The 26,665-nt window shown below is 67.8% G+C and carries 22 protein-coding genes; 9 read left to right on the forward strand and 13 right to left on the reverse strand.

Features of this window, described 5'->3' with window-relative positions; genetic code table 11:
- Nucleotides 1-17: 17 nt before the first annotated feature.
- From J2T21_RS02885 to J2T21_RS02900, 4 genes are all read left to right on the forward strand, one after another.
- Nucleotides 18-989, forward strand: a complete 972-nt coding sequence (locus J2T21_RS02885; RefSeq protein ID WP_307578232.1) for a PDR/VanB family oxidoreductase — start codon at nucleotides 18-20, stop codon at nucleotides 987-989.
- A gap of 339 nt (nucleotides 990-1,328) precedes the next feature.
- The gene (locus tag J2T21_RS02890) at nucleotides 1,329-1,865 is read left to right on the forward strand and encodes a ferritin (protein ID WP_307578234.1); all 537 of its coding nucleotides are present in this window, start codon (nucleotides 1,329-1,331) and stop codon (nucleotides 1,863-1,865) included.
- Nucleotides 1,866-2,166: 301 nt separating this feature from the next.
- Nucleotides 2,167-3,354: a TerC family protein gene (locus tag J2T21_RS02895; protein ID WP_307578236.1), complete on the forward strand. Its 1,188-nt coding sequence runs from the start codon at nucleotides 2,167-2,169 to the stop codon at nucleotides 3,352-3,354.
- Between the two features lie 44 nt (nucleotides 3,355-3,398).
- Nucleotides 3,399-3,884, forward strand: a complete 486-nt coding sequence (locus tag J2T21_RS02900) for a universal stress protein (RefSeq protein WP_307578238.1) — start codon at nucleotides 3,399-3,401, stop codon at nucleotides 3,882-3,884.
- A 73-nt stretch (nucleotides 3,885-3,957) separates the two neighbouring features.
- On the opposite strand, the gene J2T21_RS02905 is transcribed toward J2T21_RS02900, so the two are convergent.
- From J2T21_RS02905 to J2T21_RS02920, 4 genes are all read right to left on the reverse strand, one after another.
- Nucleotides 3,958-6,702 carry an aminotransferase class I/II-fold pyridoxal phosphate-dependent enzyme gene (locus J2T21_RS02905; RefSeq protein ID WP_307578240.1) on the reverse strand — a complete coding sequence of 915 codons (2,745 nt, stop codon included), beginning with the start codon at nucleotides 6,700-6,702 and terminating at the stop codon, nucleotides 3,958-3,960.
- Nucleotides 6,703-6,745: 43 nt separating this feature from the next.
- Nucleotides 6,746-8,032, reverse strand: a complete 1,287-nt coding sequence (locus J2T21_RS02910; protein WP_307578242.1) for a serine hydrolase domain-containing protein — start codon at nucleotides 8,030-8,032, stop codon at nucleotides 6,746-6,748.
- Nucleotides 8,033-8,153: 121 nt separating this feature from the next.
- Nucleotides 8,154-10,772 carry a biotin carboxylase gene (locus J2T21_RS02915; RefSeq protein WP_307578244.1) on the reverse strand — a complete coding sequence of 873 codons (2,619 nt, stop codon included), beginning with the start codon at nucleotides 10,770-10,772 and terminating at the stop codon, nucleotides 8,154-8,156.
- A 708-nt stretch (nucleotides 10,773-11,480) separates the two neighbouring features.
- Nucleotides 11,481-12,071 (reverse strand): peroxiredoxin, encoded by a 591-nt coding sequence (locus tag J2T21_RS02920; protein WP_307578246.1) that lies wholly within the window; start codon nucleotides 12,069-12,071, stop codon nucleotides 11,481-11,483.
- Between the two features lie 362 nt (nucleotides 12,072-12,433).
- Between J2T21_RS02920 and J2T21_RS02925 the strand changes: the two genes are divergently transcribed.
- The 3 genes from J2T21_RS02925 to J2T21_RS02935 are packed head-to-tail and all read left to right on the forward strand — an operon-like array spanning nucleotide 12,434 to nucleotide 16,448.
- Nucleotides 12,434-13,426: a pyridoxal-phosphate dependent enzyme gene (locus J2T21_RS02925; RefSeq protein WP_307578248.1), complete on the forward strand. Its 993-nt coding sequence runs from the start codon at nucleotides 12,434-12,436 to the stop codon at nucleotides 13,424-13,426.
- Nucleotides 13,423-15,039, forward strand: a complete 1,617-nt coding sequence (locus tag J2T21_RS02930) for an FAD/NAD(P)-binding protein (RefSeq protein WP_307578250.1) — start codon at nucleotides 13,423-13,425, stop codon at nucleotides 15,037-15,039. The genes J2T21_RS02925 and J2T21_RS02930 overlap by 4 nt, the downstream gene beginning before the upstream one ends.
- Nucleotides 15,036-16,448 (forward strand): alanine racemase, encoded by a 1,413-nt coding sequence (locus tag J2T21_RS02935; protein WP_307578251.1) that lies wholly within the window; start codon nucleotides 15,036-15,038, stop codon nucleotides 16,446-16,448. Before J2T21_RS02930 ends, J2T21_RS02935 begins: the two co-directional genes overlap by 4 nt.
- Nucleotides 16,449-16,462: 14 nt before the next feature.
- Here the strand turns inward: J2T21_RS02935 and J2T21_RS02940 are convergent, their stop codons facing one another.
- The 5 genes from J2T21_RS02940 to J2T21_RS02960 all read right to left on the reverse strand — a co-directional run bounded on the left by J2T21_RS02940 (nucleotide 16,463) and on the right by J2T21_RS02960 (nucleotide 21,625).
- Nucleotides 16,463-16,852: a hypothetical protein gene (locus J2T21_RS02940; protein WP_307578253.1), complete on the reverse strand. Its 390-nt coding sequence runs from the start codon at nucleotides 16,850-16,852 to the stop codon at nucleotides 16,463-16,465.
- A gap of 72 nt (nucleotides 16,853-16,924) precedes the next feature.
- Nucleotides 16,925-17,539 (reverse strand): TetR/AcrR family transcriptional regulator, encoded by a 615-nt coding sequence (locus J2T21_RS02945; protein ID WP_307578255.1) that lies wholly within the window; start codon nucleotides 17,537-17,539, stop codon nucleotides 16,925-16,927.
- On the reverse strand, nucleotides 17,536-20,073 hold the full coding sequence (locus J2T21_RS02950; protein ID WP_307578257.1) for a PEP/pyruvate-binding domain-containing protein: 2,538 nt from the start codon (nucleotides 20,071-20,073) through the stop codon (nucleotides 17,536-17,538). Before J2T21_RS02950 ends, J2T21_RS02945 begins: the two co-directional genes overlap by 4 nt.
- Before the next feature lie 172 nt (nucleotides 20,074-20,245).
- Nucleotides 20,246-21,103, reverse strand: a complete 858-nt coding sequence (locus tag J2T21_RS02955) for a DUF4097 family beta strand repeat-containing protein (RefSeq protein ID WP_307578260.1) — start codon at nucleotides 21,101-21,103, stop codon at nucleotides 20,246-20,248.
- A gap of 9 nt (nucleotides 21,104-21,112) precedes the next feature.
- On the reverse strand, nucleotides 21,113-21,625 hold the full coding sequence (locus tag J2T21_RS02960) for a toxin-antitoxin system HicB family antitoxin (protein ID WP_307578262.1): 513 nt from the start codon (nucleotides 21,623-21,625) through the stop codon (nucleotides 21,113-21,115).
- Between the two features lie 604 nt (nucleotides 21,626-22,229).
- Between J2T21_RS02960 and J2T21_RS02965 the strand changes: the two genes are divergently transcribed.
- Together J2T21_RS02965 and J2T21_RS02970 are read left to right on the forward strand one after the other, a co-directional pair.
- Nucleotides 22,230-22,493 (forward strand): ribbon-helix-helix domain-containing protein, encoded by a 264-nt coding sequence (locus J2T21_RS02965; RefSeq protein WP_307578264.1) that lies wholly within the window; start codon nucleotides 22,230-22,232, stop codon nucleotides 22,491-22,493.
- Between the two features lie 104 nt (nucleotides 22,494-22,597).
- Nucleotides 22,598-22,861 carry a hypothetical protein gene (locus J2T21_RS02970; RefSeq protein WP_307578266.1) on the forward strand — a complete coding sequence of 88 codons (264 nt, stop codon included), beginning with the start codon at nucleotides 22,598-22,600 and terminating at the stop codon, nucleotides 22,859-22,861.
- A 63-nt stretch (nucleotides 22,862-22,924) separates the two neighbouring features.
- Here J2T21_RS02970 and J2T21_RS02975 read toward each other — a convergent pair whose 3' ends face one another.
- The 4 genes from J2T21_RS02975 to hutH all read right to left on the reverse strand — a co-directional run bounded on the left by J2T21_RS02975 (nucleotide 22,925) and on the right by hutH (nucleotide 26,583).
- The gene (locus J2T21_RS02975; protein ID WP_307578267.1) at nucleotides 22,925-23,530 is read right to left on the reverse strand and encodes a HutD/Ves family protein; all 606 of its coding nucleotides are present in this window, start codon (nucleotides 23,528-23,530) and stop codon (nucleotides 22,925-22,927) included.
- Nucleotides 23,531-23,548: 18 nt separating this feature from the next.
- Nucleotides 23,549-24,205: a LysE family translocator gene (locus J2T21_RS02980; protein ID WP_307578269.1), complete on the reverse strand. Its 657-nt coding sequence runs from the start codon at nucleotides 24,203-24,205 to the stop codon at nucleotides 23,549-23,551.
- Nucleotides 24,206-24,343: 138 nt separating this feature from the next.
- Nucleotides 24,344-25,000, reverse strand: a complete 657-nt coding sequence (locus J2T21_RS02985) for a HutD/Ves family protein (protein ID WP_307578271.1) — start codon at nucleotides 24,998-25,000, stop codon at nucleotides 24,344-24,346.
- Entirely contained in the window at nucleotides 25,000-26,583 is a 1,584-nt protein-coding gene (hutH, locus tag J2T21_RS02990; RefSeq protein WP_307578273.1) for a histidine ammonia-lyase, read from the reverse strand. The genes J2T21_RS02985 and hutH overlap by 1 nt, the downstream gene beginning before the upstream one ends.
- Between the last annotated feature and the right edge of the window lie 82 nt (nucleotides 26,584-26,665).

Below are 26,665 nucleotides of genomic sequence, written 5' to 3' on the forward strand. Positions count from 1 at the left end.
TGAAAGGGCACAGACCAATGTCGACCCTGGAATTCTTTGAAGCCGAAGTCCACCGCATCACCAGCGAGTCCGAAGGCGTGCTGTCCCTGGAATTGCGCCACCCGCTGCGCCAGGACCTGCCCGACTGGGACGCCGGCTCCCACCTCGATGTGTTGCTGCCCAACGGCCTGGTGCGGCAGTATTCGCTCTGCTCGGACCCCGGACGGAAGGACAGCTGGCGCCTGGCGGTGCTGCGCGAGCCGGCGGGACGCGGCGGTTCGGCCTATGTGCACGACGAATTGCGTCCCGGCACCAAGATCCAGGTGCGCGGGCCGAAGAACAACTTCGCGCTGGCCCCGGCCCCGGAATACGTGTTCCTGGCCGGGGGCATCGGCATCACCCCGATCATGCCGATGGTGCGGGCCGCCGCCGCCGGGGACAAGCCGTGGCGACTGGTCTACATGGGCCGCAGCCGGAAGAACATGGCCTTCCTCGACGAGCTCGCCGGCTACGGGGAGAACGTGCACATCCACGCCGACGACGAGAGCGGCTTCTATCCGCTGGCCGAGCTGCTGGCCGACGACGCCGCGGATTTCCATGTGTACACGTGCGGCCCCGGTCCGCTGCTGAAGGTCATCGAATCCCTGGCCGGGACCTGGGCAGATCCCTCCCGCCTGCACTTCGAGCGCTTCGCCGCGGACCCCGAGGCCGCCGGCGCGGCCGTGGCCCCGCACGAGGGCGACCACGAATTCACGGTGGAGGGCACCGACGGGACCGAGATCAACGTACCGGTGGGGGTGAGCATCCTGCAGGCACTGGAGGACGCCGGACGGAACCCGTTGAATTCCTGCCGCGAGGGGATCTGCGGCACCTGCGAGACCCCGGTGGTTTCCGGGGAGATCGACCACCGCGACTCCCTGCTTTCGGAGGACGAGCGCGAGGCGGGGGACACCATGATGATCTGCGTGTCGCGGTGCAAGGGCAAACGCCTGGTGCTCGACCTGGGCTAGGCGCCCTAAGGGCGCCCGCGCCTTGTCGACGGGCCGTGGCCGTCGAATTCTTGGCGGCGGGGAACCGCATGGCGACACGCCAAGGCGGGGATACGGGCGCGTGCACTCCATGATGCCGGATTCGCCCCGGGAGAAACCGTCCCGGGACGGTTGAGAAGTTGCGCTGCCGAGGTGCAAAGGGGCGGCAGATCTTCGCGCCACCGAGGTCCGTGGGGTTTCCGACCCCCTTGACTAGGCAGGCGCGGACGGGGAACCTCGAACTAGGCACTCTGTCTGTCACGGCCCGGAGCGTTGAGAGCCGGCGGACCCAACCGAGCACATCCAGCCAAGGAGAGCATCATGGGCACGAAGTTCAACGACATGCTGACGCACCAGATCGGCAACGAGTTCGGCGCCTCCCAGCAATACATTGCCGTCGCTGTTTGGTACGACGGGAAGGACCTGCCACAGCTGGCGAAACATTTCTACCGCCAATCCCTGGAGGAACGGAACCACGCCATGATGATGGTCCAGTACATGCTGGACCGCGGCATCAGGACCAGCATCCCGGGCGTAGAGGCGGTACGCAACGACTTCGAATCGGCGGAGGATCCGCTGGTGCTGGCGCTCGAGCAGGAGCTCGAGGTCACCGAGCGGATCAAGGAGCTCTTTGCCCTGGCCCGTGCCGAGGACGACCCATTGGGCGAGCAATTCATGCTGTGGTTCCTCAAGGAGCAGGTCGAGGAGGTGGCCTCGATGTCGACGCTGCTGAACGTGGCCCGGAGGGCGAGCAACCTTTTCGATGTCGAGACATTCCTGGCCCGCGAGTCGGTGGGGGATTCAGGGCAGTCCGGCGGATCGGGCGGGACCCCGGAAGCCGCCGGCGGGGCGCTGTAGGCCATTCCGCGTCGGCCGGGGAATTTTCCTTCCCGGTGACGTTGCAGTGGACGGTCACACCCTTCGCGTGGAACGGCCGGCGATCCTGCCGCCCCGACCGGAGAAAGGATCCAAAGGGCCTCTCGCACCCCGGAAGGGGTTAACAAACGACCAGCCCAGATGCTACTTTTGTCGCAATGGACTTGCTGCGTTGCCAGGCAACACGGATTCCCCCACGGCCCCGATGGGTGTGTCCTGGCCCAGGCCCGGCACGCAGCCCACGGCGCCCGATCCGCGCACGGCCGTCCGAAAGCAGGGACACATGAGTGTTTCACCCCTCATCTGGGGCATCACGGTCGCCGCCATTCTGGCCCTGCTTGCCTTCGACTACTTCTTCCACATCCGCAAGGCCCACGTGCCCACGCTCAAGGAAGCCTCGATCTGGTCATCGGTCTATGTGGGGATTGCCATTCTGTTCGGAATCCTGGTCCTGGTCTTCGGCGGAACCACGATGGGCTCGGAGTACTTCGCCGGCTACATCACGGAGAAGGCGCTGTCGGTCGACAACCTGTTTGTCTTCCTCATCATCATCGCCAGCTTCCGGGTCCCGCGCGAGGACCAGCAAAAGGTCCTGCTCTTCGGCATCGTGTTCTCGCTGATCGCCCGTACCGGGTTCATCTTCCTGGGTGCGGCGCTGATCAATTCCTTCGCCTGGGTGTTCTACCTCTTTGGCCTGATCCTGCTGCTCACCGCCGGCAACCTGCTCAAGCCCGGGGACCACGCGAGGGGCCAGTCGGAGAACTTCATCATGCGCCTGGCCAAGAGGTTCCTGCACACGACCGACCACTTCGACGGCGACAAGCTGTTCACCATGCACCACGGCAAGCGGGCGCTGACCCCCATGCTGTTGGTCATGGTGTCGATCGGCGGCACCGACATCCTGTTCGCGCTGGACTCCATTCCCGCGATCTTCGGCCTGACGCAGAACGTCTACATCGTCTTCACCGCCACGGCCTTTTCGCTGATGGGGCTGCGCCAGTTGTACTTCCTGCTCGATGGCCTGCTGGACCGGCTCATCTACCTCTCCTACGGGCTGGCCGCGATCCTGGCGTTCATCGGCGTCAAGCTGGTGCTCCACGCGCTGCACGAGAACAACCTGCCCTTCATCAACGAGGGCGAACCCGTCCCGGTCATCGAGATCACCACGGCCCTGTCCCTGGGCTTCATCATCGGGGTGCTGGTGGTGACGGTGGCCGTGTCCCTGCTGAGCAAGGCGGGCAAGGCACAGACGGCGATCAACAGTGCGCGACGGCATGCCGTTGAATTCGTGGACCTCGGCTACACCGCCGATCCCGCCGAGCGCGAGCGCGTCTACCGGTTGCTGACGCAGGAGGAGGCGCAAATCCAGGCGATGGACCTGAAATACCGCAACAAGGCCAAGGACGTCGACAAGATCCGCGCGCTGGTGGCCGAGGCACACCGGCAGCACGATGAATACCCGCGGCAATAGCCATTGCCAGCGGGCAGGAAACCGACCAGCAAGGAGAAACGATCATGGAGACCGAGAACCCGTTTGGCGCAACACCCCCCATCCAGCCCGCACCGGCAGGCAGCATCGTCGTGGGGCACGACGGGTCCAAGGGCGCACAGCTCGCCCTGGAGATGGCCGTGGAACTGGCCGGGCAGTTGGCGCTGCCGGTGGTCGTCGCCCGGGCGTGGTCCATCGTCACGGCACCAAAGCCGGCACAGTGGACCTCCGGATACGTCCCGCCGTTCGAGGAGTTCGCCGCCGCGGTCAAGGACGAGATGGAGCGCGACGCGCGTCCCGTAGCCGGGAAGTTCCCCGGCGTCGAGATCAGCTACAGCCCGGTGCATGCGCCGCCGCTCAAGAGCCTGGTGGCCATCTCGCACGACGCGCGGATGCTGGTGGTGGGAACGCGCGGGCGCGGGGGACTGAAGGGGATGCTGCTGGGCTCGGTCAGCGAGCAATGCGTGCGGCACGCCGCCTGCCCGGTGCTGGTGGTGCGGCCGCGGGACTGAGGCCGGGGGATCGGTGCCGGGTGCGGGCCGGCTGCAGCACCGTCCGCCGGGCAGCCCCCGGCGGACGGTGCCTCTAGCCCCGTTCCCTGGGCGCGGGAACGTCGTTGATGATCCGGAATCCCAATTCCGCGTCGAATCCGTGGATCTCACGGGTGTCGAGCGCCGCCATGAAGGAGAGGATCTCCTTGGTGAACACCTGTCCCGGGACCAGGATCGGGAATCCGGGCGGGTAGGGGGTCACGAACCCCGCGGAGACGATTTCCTCCCCGGCACGCACCCGGTCGATCAGTTCCTTCGGCATGATGTAGCCGCAGGCATCGTTCTTGTAGGTGGTGAAGTAAGCCGTGCGGATGTCCCCGTCGACGGTGTGCGCACCGCTGCGGTATTTGTCGGCGAAACGGCTGAAGTCGGGCAGCGGCGGGGGCGTGGCCAGCAGCCGGGCGGCCTTCGCCTGGCGGGCAGCCAGCGCGCGCGGGGACATCTCCGCCCGCTCGGTCTCGAAGTGCTCGGCAAGCTTGACCAACACATCGATCAGGTAGGCCACGGCGCTGCGCGAGGTCCCGATGTTGGTCATGAACAGGACGGTGTTCCGACTGGTCTTGTTGACCTGGATCCCGTGCAGGTCCATCAGGTACTTGTGCTTGAAGGTGTCCCCGTCCACGCCGGTGTTGCCGATGTGCAGGGTCAGCCGGCTGGGGTCCATGACGAACTCGTCGGTGCGCCAGGCCTCGTCCATCGCGGCGATCCCGTCGCGCAGCGGCATGGGACGGCGGGTTTCACGGTATTCCTCCGGGATCAGATCGAGGGTGTTCAGCACCCGGAAGTACTTCTTGAGCAGCGGGTGGCGGGCCACGGCCTGGGCCACGGACAGGGCCAGATAGGCCTGGCGCTGCACCAACTCGAAGCCCTCCAGTTCCGCCTGGCGGCGGCCGATGTCCAGCGAGGCCAGGATCTGGTAGTTCGGCGAGGTGGAGGTGTGCGTCATGTACGCGGCATTGAACGTCACCTCGTTGAGGTGGCTGAAGTCCTCGTCGAAGATGTGGATCATTGAGCCCTGGCGCAGCGCCGTGAGCGTCTTGTGGGTGGACTGGGTGGCGTAGACGCGCAGCCGGGTTGCGTCCGGATCCGGCAGCAACCTGGTCCTGAGCCATGCCGCGTCGTCCACCGGCTCGCCGGTTTCCGGGTCGAAGAGGGCCGCCCGCTGGGCCTTGGCCCGTGCCCGGTAGGCGGGGTCCTTGAAGTTTGCCTGCAGCCGCGCGGCCGCGGCCATGGCGGTCCGCCGGCGGAAGATCGGGTGGAAGCCGGCGAAGGCGAACCAGGCCTCGTCCCAGAGGAAGACCAAATCGGGCTTGATGGCCAGGCATTCCTCCATCACCCGCTCGACGTCGTAGACGATGCCGTCGAAGGTGCAGTTGGTCAGCGTGACCATCTTGACCTCGTCCAGCCGCCCGGCACGGCGGTAGTCAAGCAACATGGACTTGAGTGCCTTCAGCGGCACGGCCCCGTAGAACGCGTACTCGTTCAGCGGGTAGGCATCGACGTAGGCGACCTGCGCACCGGCAAGCATCAGGGCGTAGTGGTGCGACTTGTGGCAATTTCGGTCGGCGATGACCACGTCCCCGGGGGCCAGGATCGACTGGTGCACGATCTTGTTGGCCGTGGAGGTGCCGTTGGTGACGAAGTAGGAGCGCCGCGCCCCGAAGGCTCGTGCGGCCAGGTCCTGGGCCCGTTTGATGGAGCCGTGCGGGTCCAATAGCGAATCCAGCCCCCCGGAGGTGGCCGAGGTCTCGGCGTGGAGCAGGTTCAGACCGTAGAACTCACCCATGTCCTTGATCCAGCGGGAATTGACCACCGATCCGCCGCGGGAGATGGGCAGGGCGTGGAATACCGCGGCGGGCTTGCGGCTATGGTGCTGCACGGCGTCGAAGAACGGGGTCTCGTAGCGTTCGGCAACCCCGCCCAGCAACGAGAGGTGCAGCTCCATGGACTCCTCGCGGCGGAAGAGCCGATTGAAGCGGCGGTTCGAGGACCCGGCCAGGTCTTCGATGGATACATCTGCCACCAGGTAGAGATCCAGTTCGGGGCGCAGCTCCTTGAGGGTGTCGGCCAGGGACAGGATGCGGGCCTTGGGCGTGAACTGCGGCAGCCCGGGGTCAAGGAGGCCGTCGAGGTACCGGCGCAGGTCCTCGCCGGGACGGTTCCTGGCGGAGACGGCAAACCCTGGTCGAAGGATGCATGCCTGGATCGTGGGATTGAGCATCACCGCAATCAGGGCGTCCTCGAGGGACGGAACCACGTTGACCTGGTACGTGAAGGCATCCGATTCCCGGCGCTGGCCGGCCATTTCCGCAAAGAGTTCCTCGCGCACCGTCTCGGAGATGTCGTCCACGACCAGGACCTCGAAGCGCGGCCGGCGGTCGGCCATCGGCGTCTGGTCGTTGGGCTGGGCCTCGGGATCGAGGTCGGTGGCCCGGTCATCGACCTCGTGCCTGAAGCGGGCGAAGCCGCGGGTGACCGGTTCCACCAGGTCCAGGGCGGCGGGGTAGTCGCCGTCCTCGATGCGGGCGCGCAGCGTCGCCAGGTGGGCCTTGCCCGGCACCGCCCAATAGGGCTCGATGGCTTCGAGGACGTTGAGCTTGCGATTGACCTCGACCAGCATTTGCTGGTGGGCCGCTGTCACGCCTTTGCCCGGGGTGGCCAGTGCCGTGAGCTGCTTGGAGCCGTAGCCCAGGAATTCCCAGGCATCGGTGCGCAGTCGCCACACGCTGGAGGGTGTGGCATAGGGGGTGGCATCAATTTTCGCCAGTGGCGCTGTCACGTCTGTTCCAATCATCGGGTGTGCCCGTTTCGGGCAGCACAAGTCAGGCTGATGTTCTGGGTTCGCTGTCGGCGGGCAGCGGGTGTTCCCGCCCCGGGACGGCGAACAGCGGCAGGAACGCCTGGGATGCCGCCGGGGTTTCCGAAGACAGCAGCGCGGCAATCGCGTCGAAGGCACGCAAGGTGCCAAAGAGCTTGGCCGCATCCTGCGGCAGCGGCCAGCTCGACAACTTCACGGCGACCACCTGGGCGGGCCGGTTGATGTAGACCATCTGCCCGTGGATGCCCAGGCAGAGCAATACGTCGTTCCCCTCGTAGGGGAACCACATCTGGTTGCGATACATCCCCCCGGGCATGCGGTTGTCGCCCGGGCTTTGGGCAAAGGCAACCCTGGAGTCCGGGGCCCCCGCCAGGGTTTCGTGGATCCACTTGCGGGAGAGCACGCGCTCGCCGGTGGGGGAGGTGCCCTCGTTCAGGAAGAGGCTGCCGAAGCGGGCCATATCACGCAGCGTGGCGTTGATCCCGCCGTCGAACATGCCGGTGCCGTATTGGTCGATCCCGATCGAGGCATCGAACTCGGCCCCCAGCTTGCCCCACACCAGGTGCGAGAGCAGCATGGGCATCGGGGCGCCGGCGGCAGCCTCGCAGACCCACCCGAGCATGTCGGACTCGCAGGAGCGGTACTCGAATACCCCTCCGTGTTCCCATTTCCGGCGCAGCGTCATCAAGAAGGTGTACATCCCGATCGGGCCCGCCGAGTCGGGATCGGCCCAGCCGATCGCCTGCTCGAGCATCCGCACCTCGGCCCGGGGGTCAAGGTAGTCTTCCGAGAACTCGATGCCCGAGCGCATGTCCAGCAGGTGGCGCACCGTTGCCCCGTCATAGCCGGTGCCGGACAAGGCCGGAAGGTAGCTGGTCAACGGGGCTTCGGGGTCCAACAGCCCCGAGTCGCACAGCGACCCGGCCACCGTTCCAACCAAAGACTTGCTGACCGACATCAGCAGGTGCGGGGCCGCGGCGGACATGGTGCCGAAATACTGCTCGGCAAGCACCGTCCCGCGGTGCACCAGCATCCACCCGTCGGTATCGGTGGTGGCCATGACCGAGCCGACGCTCATCGGCGGTTCATCGGGCCAGGCGGCGGGAATGGGAATCGAATCCAGGTCGCGCAGTGCCACGGGAAGCACGGAGGCCGGGCCCTGTCCGCGCGAGATCATCGCGGTGGGCAGGAAATCGGCGATGTGCTGGAACGACCAACGAACGTTCTGGGGCAATTGCCAGTTCTTCATGTCGATGTCCGGGTTGCCGTGCTCAAGGTTTGTGCCGTCCATGACTGGTTCCTTCCGTGGCCGCAACGGTGCGGCTTCTTCGTTGCCGCGCGCCGGCGGCGGATGCAGGTCCGCGGGGGTGCGGCATCTGCATGCCGCACCACCCTATGGAATTATTCGGACCCTACCACTGGGACTTCACACCGAGGGGCTCCGACCCGTGCGGCCGCGCGCCCTCGCCCAGCGGCATGCCGGTGAAGCCGGCACGCAGGCAGTCGATGAAGTGCTGAGCCCTGATGTTCAGCTTCGGGGCACCGTTCCTGTCGACCTGCAGCCGCCCCTTGGTGACCAGGATTCCCAGGTCCGCGCCCTTCCAGCGGTAGTCGCCGGGGCCGTAGATGCGCAGGAAGAACGCCTCGGACTCGTTTTGCAGCATGTGCCAGTCCAGGGCCGCCCGGTTGAAGACCATCGCGCCGTTGGCGTCCAGGTAGTACTGGCCGGTGGCCGGGGTGGCGGTGAGCAGCTCGACGGTATCGGAGGTCTCCTTGATGATCATCTGGCTCCAGGTGTCGGCCCCGGAGAGCGCCTCCCAACGCTTGTTGACCTCATCGATGTCCAGCTCGAATTCCACGTCCATGTATTCAAGCAGGTGGAAGAGGAACAGCGGCACATCCGCATAGGCGCCGGCGGTGACGTTGGTGATAGCCGATGCCCCGGAAATGCGCGGGTTCAATTCACCGAGGTAGACCTCGTCGCTGTCGACGTCAACGAGCACGTCGACCTCGAAGAATCCGCGGTAGCCTTCCTTGGCGAGGCGGCCGCCCATGCGCTTGACAAGATCGGTGGCCAGTGCGCGCTGCCGGTCGGTGAGCACGTCGGGGTGCATTTCGTTGCCGCACCAGCCGCCCGGGTAGGGAGTGAGGTCGTCGTGCCCGGCCAGCTCGGTGAGGAACGGGCCCACCACGGTTCCCGAGCGGGTGAGCACAGCCTCGACGGCCAACGGCAGGTTGTTGATCCGGCGCATGACCTTGATGTCCTCGCCGACGATTTGCGCGCTGTGCTCGTCCCAGTCCGACTCGGTGTTGATGAAGAAGGTGGTCTTGCCGGAATCCCCGTAGGGGGTCTGGACGACCAGTTCGTCGCCGAGCCCGGCCGCGTCGGCCTCGGCTCGCAGGGTCTTCCAGTCGGAGCCCTCGGTCAAGATGTTGGGCACGGAGGCCACACCGGCCTCGTTGCCCAGGCGGGTGGTGACGATCTTGGAATCGAGCCGGCTGCGAAGTGCGGCCGCGGGCAGGATCAGGTCATAACCCAGCTCGTCGCATATCTGCTGGGTTTCCTCGTCGAAGAAGACCATGGCGACCTTCGGGCGCACGCCGGGACTCAGGTCCTTGCCCATGCGGGCACGGACCTCGGGGTTCAGCAGGAGCCAGTTGTTTATTTCCTCGCCGGAGTTGAACACCCGGTAGGGCTTGTCCACGGGGGTGAACACGCGCGGGTGCGCCCCGTCCCAGGCATCGTAGTAGCTGATGTAGGTGAAGTTCCGGACCCAGCGGTCCAGCCCCAAGAGGTTGAACGGGGTGGCTCCAATGAAGAAGATCGGCACGTCATTGGTGCGGAAGAAGTGCCGGACCTCGGAGATGTTGTGCAACGTGTGCGGAATCGACTCCGCGGGGACCGCAGCGGCGAACGCGGCGTCGGTGCCGATGGTTGCCTCCGGCGCCTCGGGCCCGGTCGGGAGGGCACGCGGCAAGGTGGTCGCCGCTGTCTGCTTGGCAGTGGTCGCCGCTCGCTGCTGTGGCACCGCCGGGGTCTTCGCCGAGGAAGGTTCCTTCGCAGTCGCCGACATGCTCTTGGCCGTGGTCTTGGCCTTGGCCGACGCAGGGCTCTTCTTGGTTTCCGCTTGCTTGGCGAGGGTCGCCTTGCGCGCACCTGCCGGTTTGGAAGCCACGGCGGGTGCAGACTTCGGGGCGGACATCTCCGGAGCTGCGGTTTCCGCAGCGGTCGCCGCCTTGGCGGTGTCCGTTGTTGCAGTCTTGGCCGGGGCGGGGTTCTTCTTGGTTTCCGCTCGCGTGGAAACGGTTGCCTTGGGCGCCACAGCGGCTGCGGAGGCCGGGGCGGATTCCGCAGGAGCTGCGGTTTGGGCAGCCTCCGACGTCTTGGCGGCGGACGCGGTTGCCGGGCCGTCCGGTTTTGCGGCGGTGGGCTTGGTCGCCGGGACAGCGGCCTGGTCCTTGGTGGTTCCCGTCGTGGCCGCCGACTTGATGGCGGTGGGCGCCTGCGCCATGGAGTTGGCCTCAGAAGTTTGCTTGATTGGGTCGTTGGCCTTCTGTGTTGCCGGTTTTGTGGAGGATTGCTTGGCGGGCTCGGTGGACTTGCCCAGCAATGCGGAACCGGTGGAGGTCTTGGTTTCGGCGGCGTCCTTGGTGGCACCACCTGCCGGTTTTGCCGCCAGCTTTTCAAAGGCGGCTGTCGCAGCGTTCGAGCGTCCTGTGCCTTGGGCAGCGGGCTTGGTGGCTGGCTTCACGGCCGGCGTGGCCGCGGCCTTGGCGGCCTTGGCCGGATTCACCGCGGTGGGCACAGCCGCGCCCGAGACCGCCGGCTTGACAGCCGCCGCCGGCCGCGGTGCCGGTGCCTGCTTCGAACCTTCGGGCGTATTCGGGCTGGCAGCAGCCGTGCCGGTCTTCTTCGGGGCAGGGCTTTTTGCAACCGTGCTCGTACTTGAAGAGGATTTGGCCACCGTCGTGGTGGTCTGGCTCCGCAGCAGAGTTTCCTTGCCGCCAGACTTGTTCGCATTCGCGGTCATTTTCCTGCTCCTTCCGTCGTTACTTGGTCGAATCCGACAGAGGCAGGTAGTTCCGCGGCGCCGTGTTCCCGAGCATTCCGGTCTAGTCCGGAATGCCCAGGAATATGGCACCAAGGTGAGAACCAACCCCCAAGACCGAATTACACACACAGGTGCGTAATGGTCGTTTCGGATTCACCATTTCAATGATCAAGTTCAGCAAACGTAGTGCGGAAAAGTGAATTGCGCGTGTACGGAAGGTGATTGTGACACGTGCCACGAACGAACGAATCCCGGAACGGACGACTGGCGCGACGGGCGAGCCAGCGTGCGCAATGAGTGGCATCGCAAGTCGGGAGACGGTGACGGGGCAGCCTCCATATATTCCGCGAATTCATGGGCGACATGGACCAATGCAAGTTTTAACAGCTACTGCCGGCTCGCCGCGCTCATCCTTTCCCGGCGGGGGGTGGTCCGTTGATGCATCGCGGAATAAAATCAATCGCAAAGATTTGGGGTCAACTAGAAGACTTCCGATTATTACCTTCGGTGTCGTTTTGTGTAATGCCGGTTGCGGAGGTCCGCCAATGCTGCAGAGGTCCATTTAATATACGATCCGAGATACAATTGAATTACCCGCGGGAAACCTACCGATCGGTATTTCGTATCGAGGTGGATGTCGGGCCAAAATAAGCCGATAAGGACATTTTTCGGATTCTTGAGCTGGTATTAATTACTTATTTGAAGCGATTGATATTCCATGAACGTAAGTTGGTCGTCCCGCTGGCGGCCAGCACCCGGAACCCACCGCTGCAATTCCTCCAGAAGTGCCGCTGAATGGGCTGCCGCATCGGTGATGCCGAGGAATGCGTGGGTGATGATGCGATCGCGCACAACCAGGGTGCTGCGGACGTGGAGCAGCTCGCCGTCGAAGCCGAAGGTCGGCAGGCCGCACGCGGTGGCCAGCACGAAGCCGGGATCCGAAAGCAGCGGGTAGGGCAGGTGCAGGCGTTCGGCGGCCTCACGCTGGTAGTCCGTGTCTTGGCTTGACAGGCCCAGGATGCGGTAACCGATTGACCCGTAGTCGGCGGCGAGGTCGCGGAATTCGCAGGCTTCGGCCGTGCAGCCCTTGGCACCCGGGACCATCGACCATTCGGGCGGTTCCACACGGTCCGGGCGTCCGGTGCGCGGATAGATGAACAGCACGAAGTTGCCGGTGGCGAAATCCATGGGGCCCATGACCTCCCCGGTGGTTGACGGCAAGGCGAGCAACGGGAATTGCTCTCCGAGCAGGTGCTCGGCGGGGATGGTTGGGGGCATGTCCATCATCTTGCCACGCCGGGCGCCGGCGGCAGCCGTTGACGGCTTGCCTGCAACTGCCCCCGCCACACGGCTTGGTGCGTCCGGAACCGGCGCCGGGCCAACCTCCGGCCACGTCGGACACCTGCTTTGTACGAGTTTCCCGGGGAAAGTCGATTCCGTCGATATTTCCTGTTCAGAACCTGCACCCCGCTCCTAGACTGGCCTCAGCCTTAACCCGCCGCTACGGGTACGTTCGTGATGTCGGTTTCGGCGTTCCCCACGCCGGGGCGCAACGCCGGATGGCCCCGGTTCCAGCCAGGTCCCTTCCGTTCCAAGGTCGCCGGGCGGATGATCTGACCAACCAGATACAAGGAGCGAACATGTACAGCGACGGAACGCTGAGCCCGATGAAATCCCCGACGGCCAAGCTCAAGCGACTCTTTGGGGGCTCCGGGATGGAGGTCTTTGCCAAGCTGGACCTGCTCCAGCTCTCGGGCAGCACCAAGGAGCGAACTGCCAACAGCCTCATTGAATCACTCGTGGCTTCCGGACGGGTTCAACCCGGGGGCCTGATCGTGGAATCGACCTCCGGAAACCTCGGCATCGCGCTGGCCCGGCAATCGGTGGTCCGCGGGATCGGGTTCGTGGCGGTCGTCGACGAGAACGCCAACCGCTCGGCACTCGAGATCATGCGCGCCTACAGGGCCAGGATCGAGCTGGTGCCAACGCCTCCCGATGGCAACAAGCTCGCCGCACGGCGGCAACGGGTCCAGCAACTGCTGAACGAGAACCCCGGGGCGGTGACCACCAACCAATACGGATCTCCCGCCAACCCGGACGCGCACTTCAACACGACGATGCCCGAATTCATGGAGGCGGTGGGCGGGCGGCTGGACATGCTGTTCGTGGCCACCAGCACCACCGGCACGCTCCTGGGCTGCCAACGGTACCTGCGCCAACACCATCCGGAAACCAAGCTGGTGGCCGTGGACGCCGTCGGATCGGTGTTGTTCGGCAGCGAGGAAGGCCAGCGGCGCTTCCCGGGGCTGGGCGCCGGCATCGTAACGGAGCTGTCCCTGCAGGCGGACCCCGACGTGGTGTGCAGGATCGAGGAGATCGAGATGGTTCGCGGGTGCCGCAGGCTTGCCCAACGCGAAGGGATCCTCGCGGGCGCCTCCACCGGGGCGATCGTTGCGGCCATGGAACGGCACATGCCCGACCTCGGGGAAGGCTCACGCCTCGGCTTCCTGGTCCACGATTCGGGCGTGCCGTACCTGCACACCGTCTATGACGACGACTGGGTCCGCAACAACCTCGGCTGCGAGCCGGAACCAAGCGCCGTGGACCGGGTGCAGGGCACCAGCACCCGATGACACGCATAGCCTTCATCGGGGGAGGGCCCAAGACCCTGTTTGCGTTGCTGGAACTGAATGACCGATGTTCCCTCGTGGATGACGAAGGCCCGGTCGTCGATGTCTTCGACCCCTACCCGCCCGGTGCCGGGCGGGTCTGGCAGGCGGGCCAGCCCAGGCAGGTGCGGCTGAACGTGGCGGCGGGCATCGTTGACGCCACATCCGCCGATGGAGACGGGTCCTTCGCTTCCTGGGTGGCCCGGGTCGAGCCCCGGTACGGCACCGAGCCCTACCCGCCCCGGGCCGTGGTCGGCAGGTACCTGCAGGAGCGGTTCCGGACCCTGGCCGACACCGCCAGGTTCCCGCTGGCCCACGTGCCGGCCCGGGTCACGCGCGTGGCACGCGCCGGGGATCAATGGGAGGTGGCCAGCGACGCCGGGACCGGGTTCTATGACGAGGTGGTGCTGGCGACCGGCCACGGGCTGCCCGGCGAGGCCCCCGGGCCACCGCTCGCCGGCGCGTGCAACCCGGACGCACTGATCGGGGACTACGGAGCGCTGGGGGAGCAAGCCGTCCCGGCCGGAAGCGCGATCCTGATCCGGGGTGCCGCGCTGACCGCTTACGATGCGGTGCTCCTGCTGACCGAGGGCCGCGGCGGGCAATGGATGCCGATCGAGGGTGCCGGCGGCCCGTCGCTGGGCTATGTCCCCGCCGGCCGGGAACCGGCAAGGATCACCATGGGATCGTTGGGCAACCTGCCTATGGAACCCAAGCCCGCGCAAGTGCCCGAAACGATCAACCGGTGCCTCGACGCGTACCGGGACCAGGTCCTGGCGTGGGGCGCCGGCCTCGCCGCACGCCCGGGCGGGCCCGGCGCCCGATGCACCGGGCTCTTTGGCCTCCTGCTGGCCTGCGCCATGGAATGCGCGCAACTCTCCGGGGCACCGGCCACGCCCCTGGCCCTGTGGCGCACGGCCCTGACCGGGCGTGCGGAACCGGGACGCGGCACCGAAACGGCCGCCGAACACCTGCGCCGCAGCATCGCGGTGAACCGGGGGCACACGCCTCCGGGCACGGCGTGGATCTGGGGCAGGGTCTGGTCGGGACTGTATCCCCAGCTGGTCCGCGCGGTCTCCCGGGTGCGCTGGGATCCCGCGCAGGCCCGGGTATTCCGGCGCGTGGCCAGGTCGCTGGAACGCCTGGCCTTCGGGCCTCCCGAAAGCACGGCCTTGAAGCTGCTGGCGCTCTTCGACTCCGGACTGCTGGACCAACGTGTATTCCCGCCACACCTGCCGGCCGACACCGTGGTCGTTGATGCAATCACGCCGCCCCCCGGCGTCCTGGTGGCCCCGGCACCCGGCGGAGCGGCCTTCTCGCCCGTCATGGCCGGCCTGCTGGCCGCCGGGGAGGTCACGGTGCGCGCGGGCGAAACCGGGCTGCTGACCGACACCGATGGAACCTGCCTCGATGCGCGCGGCAACCGCAACGAATCCCTGGCCGCGCTCGGACGCCCCACCGAGGGCCCCACGCTGGGCCACGACACCCTGAACCGCTCGCTGCACGACGAACATGTGCGGTGGGCCCGACGCATCGCGCGTCAACGGCTGCCCCAACACCTTGGAGAACGAACATGAAACCCCTGATGCACGGAACCGTTCCGCTCACCGCCCGCCTCGAACCCTGGATGGAGACCCTGCTCGCCGACCCCGCCGGGTGCCGGGAACTGATCGACACCTTTGGATCCCCGGTGAACCTCCACGACTTCTCCGCGCTGCGGCGCAACGCCGACGAGCTGCGTGCCGCGGCCGCCGGGCACCGCGTGGACTTCCGGGTGTACCTGGCGCGCAAGGCCAACAAGACCATCGGCGCCATCGATGCGGCGGTGGCTGCGGGCTGCGGGATCGACGTGGCCGGCTTCCACGAGCTCGACCAGGCCCTGCGCCGCGGCGTGGACCCCGACCAGCTCATCGTCACGGCGGCCGTGAAGTCCCGCGAGCTGCTGGCGCTGGCCCTGGACAACGGCGTGGTGGTGAGCCTGGACAACCGGGACGAGGCCGAGGACCTCCTGGAGGCCGCCGCCGCCCGCGGGGTGCGGGCCAGGGTCGCGCTGCGCCTGGCCTCGGCCAACCCCCTGCTGCCGCCGACCCGCTTCGGGCTGCGGGCGGATCGCTGGCTCGCGTTCCTGGGCGGGCACCACGACACCCCCGAACTGGAGATCGCCGGGATCCACTTCCACCTCAACGGCTACAACGCAGAACATCGCGCCCTGATGCTGGCCGAATCCCTCCGGCTCGTCGACGCGCTGGCCGGGTTGGGGCATGCACCGGGGTTCATCGACATGGGAGGCGGCATCCCGATGTCCTACCTGGATGACCCCGGGCAATGGACGGCGTTTTGGGAGGCGCTCGCCGGCCAGCGAGCCGGGAGCGAGGACGTCACCTGGAAAGCCGATTCGCTGGGGTCCGTGGGGACGAACCCGGGCACCGGCGTCTACCCCTACCACCAGGAGCCGGTCCGCGGACCGTGGCTCGACGCGGTCCTGGCCTTCCGGCCCGCCGGAGCCCCGGAAACCATCGCCCAGCTGCTGGTGGCACGGAACCTCCAGCTGCGCTGCGAACCGGGGCGTTCACTGCTGGACGGGTGCGGCCTGACCCTGGCCGCGGTGGCCTTCGGGAAGGAACGCAGCGACGGGGTCCCGCTGCTGGGCCTGCACATGAACAGGACCCAGTGCCGCTCGACCTCGGCGGACTTCCTGCTGGACCCGATCCTGCTGCACGCGGCCCGGCCGCGGCGGGCCCGCGAGCCGTTCAGCGGGTTTTTGGTGGGTGCCTACTGCATCGAGGAGGAGCTGATCCTGCGCCGGCGGTTCGAGTTCCCCCAAGGGGCCGCCCCGGGGGACGTGGTCGCGTTTCCCAACACCGCGGGCTACCTGATGCACATCGTGGAAAGCGCCTCGCACCAATTGCCGCTGGCGGTGAACCTGGTCCGGGAGGGGCATGGTTGGGTGCCCGATCGGATCGAGGACCGGGTGCTGCGCGCCTGAGTCCGGAAGGGGCGCTATTGCTTCCCGGTGCGTGGCGTGTGCACGTGGGCGGCCCGGCGGTGCCGGCGCCAGCGGACGGCCTTGGAGGCCGCGAAGCTGGCCAGGGTGGCGAGGAAACCGAGAATTCCGCCGAACCAGGAGCCGAAGACCAGGGAGATTCCGCGCAGGTCCAGGCCCTTGCCCCCGGAGAGGCCCGGGACATGGGGCGGCGGGAACACCGCCCCGACGGCCAGTCCGGCGAAGAGCCCGTAGACGATCGAACCGAGGCATCCCAGGAACATGTACCAGTCCAGTGCCCTGGCACCGCGGCGCACATGCACGTGGATCCCGATGGCCACCAGCGGCAGTGCCGCGGCGAGGCAGAGCACCCAGAAGGCAACGAGCTCGAAGTCGTTGTAGTCCATGCCCGTCGGCGCCCAATCCTGGTTGGCGGTGAAGCAGCCATTCTATCCGGGCCGCTGCAGGGAACCCGCGGCTCAGCCTCGCTGGTTCGGGAGCGTGCCGAAGAGCGGCAGCAGCACCTCGTCCACGAAGCCCACGAGCGTGCCATCGTCCAGCGGTTCCCCGCGAAAGAGGAAGTGGTTGCGCAGCAGTGCGGCCCCGACCTCCAGCCGGGCGGGGGTCACCGCGCCGTCCGGGACCTGGCCCCGTGCGCTCGCGCGGCGCAACACCTCGGCCATCAGCTGGCGGTTCCTGCCCTGGGAGCGGGTCCGCAGCGCCGTGCTTCGATCGGCATCCGGAAGCGCCTCGGCGAGCATCCCGCGCATTGCCTCCCCGGCCGGGCCCCGCAGCGCGGCCGCGCCCAGGCGGAGGGCCGCGAGCAGGTCCCCACGCAGCGTGCCGGAGTCGGGCAGGGACTGCGGGGAAGGTGCCAGCGTGTAGACGGCGTCCATGACCAGTGCCGCGCGGGTCTGCCACCTCCGGTACAGCGAGGCCTTGCCGGCGCCGGCCCGCTTGGCGACCGCCTCCATCGTCAAGGCCGGGTAGCCGTGCTCGGAAAGCTCGGCCAGGGCCGCGGCGAGGATGGCCTCGTCCAGTTCCTGCCCGCGCCGGCGCGGCAGCGTGCGGTGGTCCAGGGGCTCCGTTTTCATGCCGTGGCCGCTGCCTGCGCGGCGCGGGTGACGCGCCCGCGTGTCCCGTCCACGGTGACCTGCTCCCCGTCGGAGATCACCGCGGTTCCGTTTCCGGTCCCCATGACGGCCGGGATCCCGTACTCGCGCGCCACGATCGCCGCGTGCGAGGCCACGGATCCGGTGTCCACCACCACGGCGGCGGCCCGGCGGAACAGCGGCGTCCAGGCCGGGTTGGTGTAGGGGCACACCAGGATCTCGCCGTGCCCCAGCCGCTCGAAGTCGGCGGCGTCACGGATGATCCGGGCGATGCCGGTGGCGGTGCCTGAGCCCGCCGGGGTGCCGGTGGCCAGGGCATCCGAGGCGGCCGCGGCGGGGAAGAACACCGAGGCGTCGAACATCGGCACGCCGGCGAGCTCGGCGCGCTTGGCCGTGCGCGCCCCCACGGCGGCGCGCAGCCGCTCGGCCTGCCCGGCGGGGATGGCCGCGGCGTCGAAGATCCCGGTGAGTTCCTCCCAGCGCAGGTGGAAGACCTCCTCCGGTTCGTGCAGCACCCCCGCTTTCTGCAGCCGGGCCCCGATCTGCAGCAGCGAGCGGCGCAGCACCGGCAGCGCGGCGGTGAAGTAGAAATGGGTGTCCTCGCGGAAGGCCACCGCTTCCCGGGCGGCCTGGACCCGGGCGCGGGCGAATTTGGCCAGGCGCGGGCCGCGCAGCAGCCGGTGTTCCAGCAGGTTCTCCAGGGCGGCGGCGGAGCGCGAATCCGCTGCGCCTTTCGCGGCCGGGGCACCGGCCAGGGACAGTGCCATGCCCAGCACGATCTGCGGGGACTCGGCCAGGGTCGGCGGGCTGACCAGCAACGGGGAGGTGGTTTCGCGGCGGCCGAACTCGGCCAGGAATGCTTCCAGCCGGGCGGCGAATCCGGCGAGCCGCGGATCCCGCGACAGCGCGAGGGAAACCTGTTCCGCGTCGAGTCCGGTGAGTGCCCCACGCAGCTGCGGGTCGGCCCGCAGCTCGTCGGCGAGCCCGGCCAAGGCCTGGTTGGAATCCTCGGTGCGGGTCCTTGCGCCGCCGAGCAGGTCGGCGAGGAGCTTGCGGCGGCCCAGCACGGCGGTGAGCACGACCAGTCGCGCCAGGGCAAGCCCGCTTCCGGGCAGGTAGTCGATCCGCAGGTCCCGGCAATATTCCTCGGCGGCCATGGCCCGGGCCGGCACATCCAGGAGCGTGGCCCAGGGCAGCGCCGCAAGCTCGAGGGACTCGAGCGCGTCGACCTCGGCGAGGAAGGCGGCCTGCCGGGGATCGGTGGACCAGTTCGCGGGCTTGAAGCGGCGGGCCTTGCGGGCCAGCTTCGCCGGGGTGAGGAGCAGGCGCGGGGTGGGGCGCGGGGACGGCGGGACCAGGGCAACGACCACCCCTTCCTGCTCGCGCAGGTAGTTGGTGAAGGCGCCCTCCAGCCCGAAGTGGTGGGCGATCTCGCGCATCATCTCGGCCGGTCCGTGGGCGACCTGCGTGGTCATGTCCAGCGGGTAGGGCCGCACGGGCAGGTACTCGGCCAGGATTGCGCCCTGCAGACGGCCGAAGCGTCCCAGGGGTGCGGTGGGCTCGGGCAGTGCCGTCATGGGCCGGGCCTGCACGATCCAGGTCTTGCCCGCGGCGATCGCCCATTCGATGTCCTGCGGGCGGCCGAAGTGCTTGGCGATGGTGCGCGCGTGGGATGCCAGGGACGCCAGATCCGCGGCGGTGAGCAGCGCGCCGTGAAGATCGGTGCCGCCGGCCGGTGCCGCATCCCGCGTCAGCGCCGTGTGGGCCACTCCGCCGCCGGCCCTCGGGCGGATGACGACCTCGCCGCGTCCGGGCCTCCAGTCCAGCAGCTTCCCGCCGGTCTCGAGCACGTAGTGGTCGGGTGTGACCAACCCGGAAACCACGGCCTCGCCCAGTCCTGCGCCGGCGTCGATGAGGATGCGGTCCCGTGCCCCGCTGAGCGGGTCCGCGGTGAACATCACCCCGGCGGTGTCGGATGCGACCATCACCTGAACCACCACGGCGATGCGGACCTCGTCCGGGGTGATCAGGCGCTGGCGCCGGTAGTCGACGGCGCGGTCGGTGAACAGCGAGGCCCAGCAGCGGCGCACCGCATCGAGCACCGCCTCGGCCCCGACGACGTTGAGGTAGGTGTCCTGCTGGCCGGCGAAGGCAGCCCCGGGAAGGTCCTCGGCCGTGGCGCTGGAGCGCACCGCGACCGGGACGCTTTCCCCGAGCCGGCGGTAGGCGGCGGTGACCGCGTGGCCGATGTCCTTCGGCATCCCGGTGGACAGGATCGCCTCGCGCAGGGCCGCCGGCGTGGCGGCCGCCTCGGCGAAGAGAGCCTCGAGTCCGGCGAGCTGCGCTGCTTGCGCATAGGCGTCGGTGGTGAGAACGAATCCGTCGGGCACGGGCAGTCCCGCACGCATGAGCTCGCCGAGGTTTGCCGCCTTGCCGCCGACCGCCTGGAGGTCTGCCGAGCCGAACTCGGCCAGCGGTGCAACGGCCACGGGGCGGGAATCCGTCGTGGTGCCCATGTTTCCTCCTGGGGATGTGGATCCACGCCGCACGGCCGGGAACCGGAACATATTAGAGAACTATGCGTTCTCTAAATGTAGACCCCTTGACCGGGCGGAAGCAACGGCCTGCCCGGGGGTTCCCGCCCGTTCCAGGCAGGGACAGGCTGCGGGGTGTATGGTCCCGTGCCGTTCAACGCACCGGGCGGGCGCGGCCAATGGTGATGTCGCCGTGGGAGGTGCGGCCGGTGACCTGCAGGGTGTCCGTCGATGCCCCGGGAGCCGAATCGGTGGCGGTGAGGTTGTTGCGCACGGTGCCGTGGCCGGTTTCCAGGTCCAGCCAGGCCGCGCTGCCCTCGCGGATGCCGAGCTCCAGCTCGCCGTAGGAGCTGCGCATCTCGATGGCCCCGCGCAGCGCATCGTGGATGCGCACCTTCCCGTAGGCGGTCTTGGCCACGACGGTGGCCAGGGCACGGTCGACCTCGATGTTGCCGTAGGAGGAGGCTACCCGCAGGTCGCCGGTGGCCAGGCCCACGTGGGTGCCGTGCTCGGCGCTGCGGATTGCGGCGGTGCCGTCGAGCTGCCCCACGCGGACCTTCCCGCCGCGGATATCGGTGTGTCCGCTGCCGTGGTCCAGGACCACCTTCCCGTAAGCGGTGCGCAGCCGCAGGTCCTCGCCTTCCTCGACAGCGATGTCCCCGTAGGAGGTCTTGAGGCTCGAGGGTCCGAGGGCTCCCTCGGTGCGGATGGACCCGTAGGCGGTGTTTGCCCCGATGCGGGAGCCGGAAGGAAGATGGACGACCAGGTCGATGGAGCTGCCGGAGCTGAACCACGTGTAGGTGCGCAGCGACTTGGGCTGGGTGACTTCCAGCCGGTCGCCGGAGAATTCGACGTGCGTGGACTCGGCCGAGCGGACATCGGCGGCCTTGGCGGGGTTGGACGGCTCGACCCGCACGGTGAGGATCTCGCCGTCGCCGGCGAGAATGCGGATGTTGCCCATGGACAGGTCGATGGAGGCGACAACGGGGCCGGATGGCTTGAAGGTGTACATGGCGTTGTCCTAACTGACCCAGCCGGTGAAACGGTGGCCGGAGTTCTTCTGGCGTTGTGCGGCGACGCCGGGCGGGATGTTGAGCGTGGCCGAGACGGCACGCACCAGCCACGTGTTGACCGAGAGGCCCTCGTGCGCGGCGGCGGCCTCGACCTGGGCCTTGAGGCCTTCGGGCAGCCGCAGGGTCAGGCGCGAGGTCGCCGAATCGGCGTCCTGGCCCGGCTCCGGCAACGAGGGGTCGGCCCGGGGGGATTCGTGGTCGGCGGAATCGAGGGAAGACGGGGGAGCGGTGACGACGAATTCGGGGTCGGCTCCGCGCAGGCGCACATCGACCGAGCCCGGTGCCAGGTCGGTGGTGATTTCTGCGGCGGCGTCCGAGAGGACCTCAAGCAGCAGCAGTCTCACCGATGCATCGAGCGTCGGGGCCAGCCGTTCGGCGACGGTCTGGGCCTCGTCGCCCGAAGCCTGGGCGGCCGCCGAGAGCTGGTTCTGCAGGTTCTTGACGTAACGGGAAATGTTCACAATGCCAGAGTGGCGCCATGGTGACGTCAGGTCAATGGTCAGTGCCAACAAATTGGTGTCATGCATGTTGGCCTCGGGGTGGAGAGGCAGGGGATCCCCTGGCAGCCGTGTCAAGGCTGGCGGGCATGAGCAAAACTGTGTTCCCACCCTTCCTGGTCACACCGGCCGCGATCCTGCAGCTCGAGGCCTTCGGCGGGACGGTGCGGATCGACGTCGAGCCCGGAGGGTGCTGCAGGGACACCTACGTGTTCACCCTCGAACCTGGTGGTCCGAGGGACATCGCCTATGGCTGCCCGGGGGGGGCGAGCTTGTCGTCAGCCACAGGGCCGCGGCGCTGCTGTCCTCCGCCACACTCGACTGCAGTGCGCGCATTAAGCCGCCGCGCTTCCGCGTGATTGGGATCCCTGATATCCCGGGGCGCTGCCACTGCAACCGCTCCATCGGGTCGGACTGGCCCGGCACCAGGCAGGAAGATTTCCGTTCCCGAAGCGTCATGCCGTGGGATGCCCCCGATCCGTGACACCTGCACGGGTCGCCTGGGGCGAAGCTGGGCCTGGCTGGTGCAATCCTTCCAGCAATGATCTTTCCGTATGACAATATCTGTATGAGTGAACACGAGATGATCAATGGGGTTCCGGTCTCCGAGGAGCAAATAGAGGCGTGGGCTGCAGAAGCTGAGCGCGGATACGACGTGCAGGCCCTCAAAAAGCGTGGGCGCGGTCGACCCGGTCGTGGGGCTCTGCCGTCACAGGTGGTCCCGGTGCGGCTGACCGTGGAGGAGCTTGCAACCATCGACGCCCGGGCAAGGGATGAACACAAGACCCGTTCCCAGATCATGCGCGAGGCGTTGGAGGCGCACCTGGAGTGAAAGGCCGGCACGAAAAACCTGCCGCAGCCTTGCAAGGCGCTGCAGAAATCGGCGGGACATGGTGAAGACTTGGGGGGACACCCGCAATCGATTGAAGGATGCACATGATCAACCTCAAGCAGGACGCCGACGGATTCGTGCGGATGAACCGGCACTTTCCCGAAAAGATGACCCTGACCGTCACCTTCGCCGACGGGACCCAGGAAGAGGTCAGCGGTCGCCGGATGAACGAGCTCTATGACGTGGCCCTGGCAGATTTCCGCGTGGGGAACAACATGGACGCCAAGGGCTTCTCGCGCTCGCCTGTGAAGATCCACCGCAAGAACGCCATCGAGTTCGTGCCGGTCTCGCCGGGTCTCACCAAGTAGTCCAAGGCCCGGTCGGGGTTCGACGGCGGCCCCGGGCAACGCCGCCGTTGCCCGGGCCGGGAACTATGGCAGGTCCAGTGACACCACGGCCATGAAGCCGCGGCCGGAAATCCGCGGGGAATCCTCCTCGCCGCCAATGACGGTGTCACGCAGTTCCAGCGGACTCTCAGCCTCGGCATGCCGCACGACGGCCTTGCCCTGCAGCAGCACGCCGAACTGGGCACCGAACAGGTGCTGCTCGCGCTTCTTGGACAGCTCCACGATGCGCACGCTGCCCCGCACCGCTCCGGACCGCGTGATCAGGTTCAGCGCCAGCACCTCTCCGGTGGGCAATGCGGCGGTGACAGCGCTGCCGCCGGAGAACCTCAGGGGCCGCAGGGCCTCCACCGCCTGGGTGGCGCCGTCGACGGTCAACTCGAGCAGCTCCCCGGAAATCACCGTCAGCGTGCGGTCGCATCCGTCATAGGGGGTGAACTCCCCTGCGCGCTCGATGGAAGCGACGCTCAGACGCCAATCCCACGTGCTGCCTTCGGCGGGCAGCAAGCCGGAATCCGGGCCCAACCGACCGGCGGCGATTTCCCGCACGTCGCCGTGGGCCCATTTTCTCTTGGGGGAATCGGCAAGGTGCAAGACGGTGCCGGTGGCCAGCGCGCGGTTCGTGGTTGTCATGAAAAGAAGTCTAACGGGCTAGATAAATGCCCCGATGAGCACCACGGCTCCCATGATCGCCAGGGCTCCGGAAGAAATCCGTTCGAGCCAGATGCCCACTGTCGGGCTCTTGAACCAGGCCATGGCCCGGGCCGCGATCGCCGTCAGCACCATCATGTACGTGCCACCCATGAGTGCAAACACCGCGCCGAGCAACAGCGCGGAACCAAGCATGTTCGAGCCGACGGGGATGAACGGGGGCATCAATGCCAGGAAAAGCAATCCCAGCTTCGGGTTCAAGGCCGAGGATAGCATCCCGGCGCGCAGGGACTGCAGCACGGTGAATTCGGTGCCGGTGGCGGCCACCGACCGGGTGGCGGTGCGGGCCGTCGCCGCCGAGGCACCGGCCAGGAATCGTGCCTTGATCAGGGAGCCGAGCCCCAGGTAAAGCAGATAGATGCCGCCGATGATGGCGATTGCCTGGTGGATTGCCGGGTAGGTCTGCAGCAGTGCTGCCACACCCAGTCCCGCAAGCGCCGCCCAGCCCATGATGGAGACCATCATGCCCAATGCGGCGACGACCCCGTTGCGCGGGCGGTTCAACGCATAGCGAAGCGTCAGGAAGGTGTCGGGCCCCGGGGCAAGCACCACGACAAGGGCGACCCCGGCAAAGCCAAGGAGAGATGAAGTCGGCATGGAAGAAATTATCCGGGCCAGACACCTGCCCGCGCCAATTTGACGGGGGCGATCTCGCGGCCTGGGGCCGGGCCCACATCCCGACGACGCCCGGCACGGCCGGCCGGTACCTCGCAGGGGCACCGGCCCCGCCGTGGGCTATGCCGGGGTCAGGCAGACCACGGCCAGGGAGCCGCGGCCCTCCAGGACGGGCGCGGATTCCCCGCCACCCACGACGGTGTCGTAGCGTTCCAGCTCCTGGCGGTGGTGGCCGTTGGCCGGCAGCGTGGCGGTGCCGGCCAGAAGCACGCCGAGGCTGCCGCCGGCCAGCGGCAGCGGCTGCCCCGGCGCCAGCTCCATGATCTCCACCCGTCCATGGACCGACCCGTTGCGGATGTTCAGGTTGAAGTCCCGGATCGGTCCCTCGGGCAACGTCGCGCTGGTGGCGGCCGCTCCGTCGAAGGCAAACGGGGCGTAGGGTTCCAGCCGCCGCTCGATCCCGTCGGTGCGCAGGACCATGCCCGCGCCCTCGACGACGGTCAGGATCCGCGCCATCCCGGTGAAGACGGAGAATTCCCCCGGCTCGCCGACATCGGCAATGCTCAGCCGCCAGCTCCAGTCATCCCCGGTGGATTCCTCCGGGTGGCCGGAGGAATCCAGACGGCCGGCCGCGATCTGCCGGGTGACGCCGCCGCCATTGCGCCAGGGTACGGGCCGGAGCCCGGAATAAGCGATGACGGTCCCGGGAACCAGGGCACGGGAACCTTGGGTGCCGGTGCCGGTGCCGCGCTGCGGGACGGCTGCGGAATCGGTCATTAGGCCAACGGGGCGTCGAGCGCCGAGTTGGCTGCAGCGAGCAGCGAACCGTCGGCCACCAGCTGGAACACGGACTCGATCTCGGGGGAGAGGAAGCGGTCGGTGCCCGGGCCTTCGACCTTGGTGCGGATGGCTTCGCGCACCGCGGTGATCACTGGGGAGGACTTGGAGGACCCCAACCCGCCGTCGCGCATGTCCAGCGCGCGGGCGCTGGTGAGCAGCTCGATGGCCAGCACGCGGGCCAGTCCGTCGATGCCCTTGCGCAGCTTCAGCCCCGCGTGCCAGCCCATGGACACGTGGTCTTCCTGCATGGCGGAGGAGGGGATCGAGTCCACCGAGGCCGGAACGGCCAGGCGCTTGAGCTCCGAGACGATGCCGGCAGCGGTGTACTGGGCGATCATGTGGCCGGAGTCGACGCCCGGGTCGTCGGCCAGGAAGGCGTTCAGGCCGTGGTTGCGGGCCTTGTCCAGGAAGCGGTCGGTGCGGCGTTCGGAGATGGAGGCCAAATCGGCGACCGCGATGGCCAGGAAGTCCAGCACGTAGCCGACGGGGGCGCCGTGGAAGTTGCCGTTGGATTCCACCCGGCCGTCGTGGGTGACCACGGGGTTGTCGATGGCCGAAGCCAGCTCGATCGCGGCCACCGATTCGGCGTGGGCCAGCGTGGCGCGCACCGCTCCGTGCACCTGTGGGGCGCAGCGCAGCGAATATGCATCCTGTACGCGGGTGAACTTGTGGGCACCGGCCTTCTGCTCCTCAATCAGCGTCGAGCCGGCCAATAAGTTGCGCATGTTGGCGGCCGAGTCGCGCTGGCCCGGGTGCGGGCGCAGGGCGTGCAGGTCCTGCGCGAAGACGGCGTCGGTGCCCAGCAGGCCCTCAACGCTCATGGCGGCGGAAATATCGGCGATGCTCACCAATACGTGCAGATCGGCGGCGGCCATCAGCAGCATGCCGAGCATTCCGTCGGTGCCGTTGACCAGGGCCAGGCCCTCCTTCTCGGCCAGCACCACCGGTTCGATCCCGGCGGTCGCCAGGGCCTCGGAGGCGTCCATGGCCACGCCTTCGGCGTTGCGGACCGGGCCCTCGCCCATCAGCAGCAGCGCGGCGTGCGAGAGCGGAGCCAGGTCCCCGGAGCAGCCCAGTGACCCGTATTCGCCGATGACCGGGGTGATTCCGGCATTGAGGATATCCACGTAGGTGGAGGCCACGACCGGGCGGACTCCGGTGCGGCCGGTGGCCAGGGTGGAGATGCGGTTGAGCATCAGTGCGCGGACTACTTCGCGCGGCACTTCGGCGCCGGACGAGGCAGCGTGCGAACGGATCAACGAGCGCTGCAATTGGGCGCGCAATTCGATCGGGATCTGCTTGGTGGCCAGCGCACCGAAGCCGGTGGACACGCCGTAGTGCGGGACGGTGTCGCTGACCAGATCCTCAATGACGGCGCGGGAAGACTCGATGGCGGCCAGGGCCTCGGCGCCCAGTTCCACCTTCGCGTCGTGGCGTGCAACGGCCACGACGTCCTGCGGGCGCAGTGCGCCGGTTGAAATGGTGATGCTGTCGCTTGACAGGGTGATGCTGGCGTTCATGGTGTTTCCTTCTCGCAGGGGTCGGTTTCCGTGGTTTCGTGTGAGCCAAATCTCGCGAACACTTGCCAAGGGGTGAAATTAG

It is taken from the genome of Paeniglutamicibacter psychrophenolicus (assembly GCF_030812255.1).
GTDB classification, from domain to species: domain Bacteria; phylum Actinomycetota; class Actinomycetes; order Actinomycetales; family Micrococcaceae; genus Paeniglutamicibacter; species Paeniglutamicibacter psychrophenolicus_A.

Coding starts and splice junctions, on each gene's coding strand:
- J2T21_RS02885 (WP_307578232.1), top strand. CDS start 18: ATGTCGACCCTGGAATTCTTTGAAGCCGAAGTCCACCGCATCACCAGC.
- J2T21_RS02890 (WP_307578234.1), top strand. CDS start 1,329: ATGGGCACGAAGTTCAACGACATGCTGACGCACCAGATCGGCAACGAG.
- J2T21_RS02895 (WP_307578236.1), top strand. CDS start 2,167: ATGAGTGTTTCACCCCTCATCTGGGGCATCACGGTCGCCGCCATTCTG.
- J2T21_RS02900 (WP_307578238.1), top strand. CDS start 3,399: ATGGAGACCGAGAACCCGTTTGGCGCAACACCCCCCATCCAGCCCGCA.
- J2T21_RS02910 (WP_307578242.1), bottom strand. CDS start 8,032: ATGGACGGCACAAACCTTGAGCACGGCAACCCGGACATCGACATGAAG.
- J2T21_RS02915 (WP_307578244.1), bottom strand. CDS start 10,772: ATGACCGCGAATGCGAACAAGTCTGGCGGCAAGGAAACTCTGCTGCGG.
- J2T21_RS02920 (WP_307578246.1), bottom strand. CDS start 12,071: ATGCCCCCAACCATCCCCGCCGAGCACCTGCTCGGAGAGCAATTCCCG.
- J2T21_RS02925 (WP_307578248.1), top strand. CDS start 12,434: ATGTACAGCGACGGAACGCTGAGCCCGATGAAATCCCCGACGGCCAAG.
- J2T21_RS02930 (WP_307578250.1), top strand. CDS start 13,423: ATGACACGCATAGCCTTCATCGGGGGAGGGCCCAAGACCCTGTTTGCG.
- J2T21_RS02935 (WP_307578251.1), top strand. CDS start 15,036: ATGAAACCCCTGATGCACGGAACCGTTCCGCTCACCGCCCGCCTCGAA.
- J2T21_RS02940 (WP_307578253.1), bottom strand. CDS start 16,852: ATGGACTACAACGACTTCGAGCTCGTTGCCTTCTGGGTGCTCTGCCTC.
- J2T21_RS02945 (WP_307578255.1), bottom strand. CDS start 17,539: ATGAAAACGGAGCCCCTGGACCACCGCACGCTGCCGCGCCGGCGCGGG.
- J2T21_RS02950 (WP_307578257.1), bottom strand. CDS start 20,073: ATGGGCACCACGACGGATTCCCGCCCCGTGGCCGTTGCACCGCTGGCC.
- J2T21_RS02955 (WP_307578260.1), bottom strand. CDS start 21,103: ATGTACACCTTCAAGCCATCCGGCCCCGTTGTCGCCTCCATCGACCTG.
- J2T21_RS02965 (WP_307578264.1), top strand. CDS start 22,230: ATGAGTGAACACGAGATGATCAATGGGGTTCCGGTCTCCGAGGAGCAA.
- J2T21_RS02970 (WP_307578266.1), top strand. CDS start 22,598: ATGATCAACCTCAAGCAGGACGCCGACGGATTCGTGCGGATGAACCGG.
- J2T21_RS02975 (WP_307578267.1), bottom strand. CDS start 23,530: ATGACAACCACGAACCGCGCGCTGGCCACCGGCACCGTCTTGCACCTT.
- J2T21_RS02980 (WP_307578269.1), bottom strand. CDS start 24,205: ATGCCGACTTCATCTCTCCTTGGCTTTGCCGGGGTCGCCCTTGTCGTG.
- J2T21_RS02985 (WP_307578271.1), bottom strand. CDS start 25,000: ATGACCGATTCCGCAGCCGTCCCGCAGCGCGGCACCGGCACCGGCACC.
- hutH (WP_307578273.1), bottom strand. CDS start 26,583: ATGAACGCCAGCATCACCCTGTCAAGCGACAGCATCACCATTTCAACC.